Raw genomic sequence first — 4,755 nt, forward strand, 5'->3', positions numbered from 1 at the left:
TCAATACGATCCTCAGCCTCTCAGCCTGGTCGGTACAGGTCTCGTCCTCCTCGACGTCATTGACCGTCTACCGCCCGATGATCAGCGCCTTTCGGCAGGAATTCGCGGAGAGCGACACAGCCGGAATACTGACTTGCGTCAAGATGACGCAGAGTAAAGGAGGATGAGGAGCAAGATCAGTGCTAGGTTATAACTATATTAAATAAAAATATAATAAACTTCTGACCACTCGCGCAGGAGCCACCCATGTCCCGTCTTCCGCTTGGTCCCCCGCGCCTCGGTCGCCGCCAGCTGCTCAAGCTCGGTGTTGGCGCCGGCGCCGCTGCTTTGATGCCCCTTTCCGGCCTGCAGGCCAACACCGTCTCCACCCGCGCTCGCGTCGTCATCCTCGGCGGCGGCGCCGCCGGCATGTCCATGGCCAATCGCCTGGCCATGCGCCTCTCCGGCGCCCGCATTACCGTCGTGGAACCCAGGGAGCAGCACTATTATCAGCCCGGCTGGACCCTGGTCGCAGCCGGCCTCTGGGAAGCCGACAGCACGGTGCGCCCCAATGCCGACTTCCGCCCCGGCGGCATTGACTGGGTCAGCCAGCAGGCGGTGGGTATCGATGCCGATGAGCGCCGTATTACCCTGGCCGATGCCAGCACCCTGGAGTATGACATTCTGGTGGTCGCCACGGGCCTTCAGCTCAACTATCACCTGATCGACGGCATGTCGAGGGATCTGATCGGTAGTCACGGCATCGGCAGCGTCTATGCCGGCCCCCGGGAGGCAGCACGCACCAGCGACGCCATCGAGGATTGGCTCGCCACCGGCAGCGGCCAGGGGCTCTTCACCAACCCCCAGACGGCCATCAAGTGCGCCGGTGCGCCCATCAAGATGGTCTTCACCACCCAGTCGCGCATCAAGAAGATCGGGGATCGAAACGACTTCGACCTGGATTTCTTCACCCCCAGCGACGGCATGTTCAGCCAGCCCTGGATCAACGACTTCCTCAAGCAGCGCTTCGATCGCGACGACATCACCCGCCATCATGGCTGGTATCTTTCCGCCATCGACCCGCGGGCCCGCCAGGCCGAATTCACCGGCAGCAACGGCAACACGGAAACTCGCAACTACGACTTCCTCCACGTAGTGCCGCCCATGAGTGCCCCGGACTTCGTCAAGGCCAGCGACCTGATCGCCCGGGAGGGTGGCTTCGCCGGCGAGTGGCTGGATACTGACATCTACACCATGCAGCACAACCGCTATCCGGAGGTGTTCGGCATCGGTGACGTGATCGGTGCGCCGATCAACAAGACCGCCGCCAGCGTCAAGGCCCAGGCTCCTGTGGTCGAAGAGAACATCGCTGCCTTCCTGGAGGACAAGCCGCTGCCTGCACGCCATAACGGCTACACCTCCTGCCCGCTGATCACCGATATCGGCACGGCGATGCTGGTGGAATTCGGCTACGACAACGACATGGCCTTCCTGCCCTCCTTCTCGTTCATCGATCCCAGGGAAGAGTCCTGGGCGGCCTGGGTGCTCAAGGAGTACATGCTGCAACCCGCCTACTACGCCATGCTCGAAGGACGCGTCTGAGGAGACATGCCATGAAATTTACGCTTGCCGGCATCTTCGCGGTGCTGTCCCATGCCATCCCGCCCTTCCTGCCGCTGATCCTGGCGATCCTGGCACTGCTGGTGCTGGCTCAGCTGGTCGGCCGCCTACGCGGCTATCGCTTCACCGACTACCGCTGCCGTCCTGCCGGTATCGTTGCCCTGCTGGCGGGACTCTCGAGCCTGTGGTGGCTGCCCGTGCTGACTCACTCCCGGCTTGGCCTGGTGGCTACCGTCACTGACTGGGCCGCGCTGATTGCAGCGGCAATCGGCATTGCCGTGATCACCTGGCTGGTGCTGCATCCACTCAGCTATCTGGTTCGCGGGCCAGGCCGGCAGTGAGGCGCGCCCACATGACGAGACCCCGCCGGGCTATCCTTCACGGGATAGCCCGGCGGGGCCTTAATCCTGGCAGGGTTCCCGCAAGGCCCGCGTCAGCCAACCAGCCTTGTGGCGATGCGCGCCACGTGCTCGCCCTGGAAGCGGGCGATCTTGCGTTCCCGCTCGTCGGGCTGGCGTGAGCCGTCTCCCCCGGCGATGGTGGAGGCGCCGTAGGGGTTGCCGCCGCCAGCCTGGTCGAAGATGTACTGCTCGCCGATGCCGTAGCCCAGGGGCACGATCACCATGCCGTGGTGCGCCAGGGTATGCCAGAAGGAGGTGATGGTGGTCTCCTGGCCGCCGCCGGTCCCGGTGGAAGTGAAGACGCTCGCCACCTTGCCGCGCAGTTTGCCGCCCGCCCACAGGCCGCCGGTCTGGTCGAGGAAGGTGCGCATCTGGGCCGACATGTTGCCGAAGCGGGTCGGGCTGCCGAAGATCACGGCATCGAAGTCGGCCAGCTCCTCGGGGCTCGCCTCGGGGGTGTCGAAGGACTGCCCACCGGCCTTGGCGAAGGCCTCGGGCTCCATGGTCTCGGGCACCCGCTTGAGGGAGACCTCGACGCCCTCGACCTCGCGCGCCCCTTCGGCCACGGTGCGGGCCAGGGTGTCGATATGGCCATACATGGAATGATAGAGCACCAGTATCCGGGTCATTCGCTCGCCTCCTCTTGTCGTTCCGTCGGGTGAGAGTACCCAGTGTAGGATCGACGAATGCGAAAGGAAGCGAAGAAATTCGACGCTACCGGTCGACCGAAACGAAACATCACGCCCTGCGCCACACGCCCTCGAGGATACGCACCCGGTCCGCGGACAGGTTGTCGCGCAGGTTGCGCCCCATCTCGGCGAAGGCCTCGCCGAAGATCAGTCCCGGCCCGGGCAACGCCGGTCCCGTCGGTGCAACATCGCCGCCCTCCCGGCGGCTGTGCTTGCGTCGCCAGGCGAGCGCCACCTCGGTGACATCCTGCACCGCCACCGGGGCGAAGCCACCCTCGGCCAGCAGCACCTCCAGGGCGTGCCGGGAGCGCAGGTGGCTGGTCTCGACGCGGCGAGCCCAGGGGACCGGCAGGCGCAGCGGCGAGGGGTCGTCGCCGGCCACCACCTCGTGCAACAGCACCGTACCGCCCGGTACCAGCAGCCGGTGCCACTCGGCGAGTACCGCGGCGATGTCGGGCATGTTCATCAACGCATGCTGGCACCACACCACATCGAAGGTGCCATCCGCCAGGGGCGCATGTGACGCATCGGCGCACAGGAAGTGTGTCCGGTCGTCTAGACCGGTAGCGCGGCTCAACCAGCTGGCCACCTCGACAAAGGCCGCGGTGATGTCCAGCCCGGTCACCTCGGCGCCGAACTCCGCTGCCAATAGTCGACTCGCCCCGCCGGTGCCACACCCCACGTCCAGCACCCGGCTGCCGGAAGCGAAGCTTCCCAGCGTTGCCAGGGAGCGGCTGGCTCGTCGCCCCCCCAGGTGCAACTGGTCGATGCCGGCGATCTCGTCCAGCGTGAGGCGGTCCGGATCGCACCCCGCTTCGCGAAAGGCCTCTTGCAGCCGTGCCGCCAGGCTTTGCCCGTCCCTCTCGGCGGGCGCATCATAGTGAGTATCGAGGTGGCGGGCATGATCGGTCACGGTTGCACTCCTGGTGGCATGCGGCGCCGCCAGTCTAGCCGGAGGAGCCACCGTTCCCCATCATGCAAAGGTCACAGCCGCACCGCGGGCCCACACCGCCTATCCGGAGCATGACGGATGGCCCGGGCGCGCATCGAGAAGGTGCCGCATGGGTGCTGCCAAGTTCCAGGGCACAGATTTTCACCCTGGGCCCCGCCACTTTCATCCGACCGACCCTCGCCCTTGAGTCCACCGGCGACGGACGGGATGGTGTCGTCAACCACCACAACATCGACAACAGGTGCCCCTATGCCCTCCGAGATGAGCCTCGAGCAGTTCTTCGCCCGCCTCTGGGATGACTACACCGCCATGACGCCCCAGGCGAGCCGCATCCATGACGCCCTGGTTGCCGATGGCGAGACCATCGTCAACGACCACGTGGCCTTCCGCACCTTCGACCGCGGCCCCATTCGCCTGGCCGACCTGGAACCCCACCTGCTATCGCTGGGCTATACCCGACTGGAGCCCTACGACTTCGAGGCCAAGAAGCTGCATGCCTGGGGCTATCTGCCGCCGCGGGAGGACCAGCCCAGGGTCTTCCTCTCGGAGCTGAAGTGCCGTGAGCTCTCGGCCCGTGCCCAGGAAATCATCGACGAACTGGTGGCCCAGATCGACCCCACCCGGACCGCCACGCCCGAGGTGATGTGGGCCGGTCGCCTCTGGGAGACGCCGACCTGGGCAGAATACCGGACCCTGGCGGAGGAGAGCGAGTACGCCGCCTGGCTGTCGATCATCGGGCTGCGGGCCAACCACTTCACGGTCAGCGTCAACCACCTGCACCACCACGACACCCTGGAGAAGCTGCTGGCAAGGGTCGAGTCGCTGGGACTCGGCATCAACGCCTCCGGGGGGCGCATCAAGGGTTCCCCGGGGGTGCTGCTCGAGCAGGCCTCGACGCTCGCCGACCGCATGCCCTTCACCTTCTCCGGTGGCCGAGTCGAGGAGATCCCCACCTGCTACTACGAGTTCGCCCGGCGCTATCCAGATGCCGACGGCCGGCTCTATCAGGGCTTCGTCGCCGCCAGCGCCGACCGGATCTTCGAGTCCACCGACTCTCGCCCCGACCATGCTGGCTGAGTGGCTCGACCAGGGCCTGGAAGGACGCCCCCCCTCC

5 protein-coding genes are annotated in these 4,755 nt (G+C 66.0%); 3 read left to right on the forward strand and 2 right to left on the reverse strand.

Going from position 1 to position 4,755, the window contains the following annotated elements; all coding sequences use genetic code 11:
- Positions 1 to 246: 246 nt before the first annotated feature.
- Both RI841_RS14450 and RI841_RS14455 read left to right on the forward strand, forming a co-directional pair.
- Positions 247 to 1,581, forward strand: a complete 1,335-nt coding sequence (locus RI841_RS14450; protein WP_310706333.1) for an FAD-dependent oxidoreductase — start codon at positions 247 to 249, stop codon at positions 1,579 to 1,581.
- An 11-nt stretch (positions 1,582 to 1,592) separates the two neighbouring features.
- Positions 1,593 to 1,940, forward strand: a complete 348-nt coding sequence (locus tag RI841_RS14455) for a hypothetical protein (RefSeq protein ID WP_310706334.1) — start codon at positions 1,593 to 1,595, stop codon at positions 1,938 to 1,940.
- A gap of 92 nt (positions 1,941 to 2,032) precedes the next feature.
- On the opposite strand, the gene wrbA is transcribed toward RI841_RS14455, so the two are convergent.
- Positions 2,033 to 2,629: an NAD(P)H:quinone oxidoreductase gene (wrbA, locus tag RI841_RS14460; RefSeq protein ID WP_310706335.1), complete on the reverse strand. Its 597-nt coding sequence runs from the start codon at positions 2,627 to 2,629 to the stop codon at positions 2,033 to 2,035.
- Between the two features lie 109 nt (positions 2,630 to 2,738).
- Entirely contained in the window at positions 2,739 to 3,602 is an 864-nt protein-coding gene (locus RI841_RS14465) for a class I SAM-dependent methyltransferase (protein ID WP_310706336.1), read from the reverse strand.
- 288 nt (positions 3,603 to 3,890) lie between these two features.
- Between RI841_RS14465 and RI841_RS14470 the strand changes: the two genes are divergently transcribed.
- The gene (locus RI841_RS14470; RefSeq protein WP_310706337.1) at positions 3,891 to 4,718 is read left to right on the forward strand and encodes a DUF1338 domain-containing protein; all 828 of its coding nucleotides are present in this window, start codon (positions 3,891 to 3,893) and stop codon (positions 4,716 to 4,718) included.
- Positions 4,719 to 4,755: the final 37 nt, after the last annotated feature.

The organism is Halomonas sp. (assembly GCF_031581305.1).
Lineage (GTDB): Bacteria > Pseudomonadota > Gammaproteobacteria > Pseudomonadales > Halomonadaceae > Halomonas.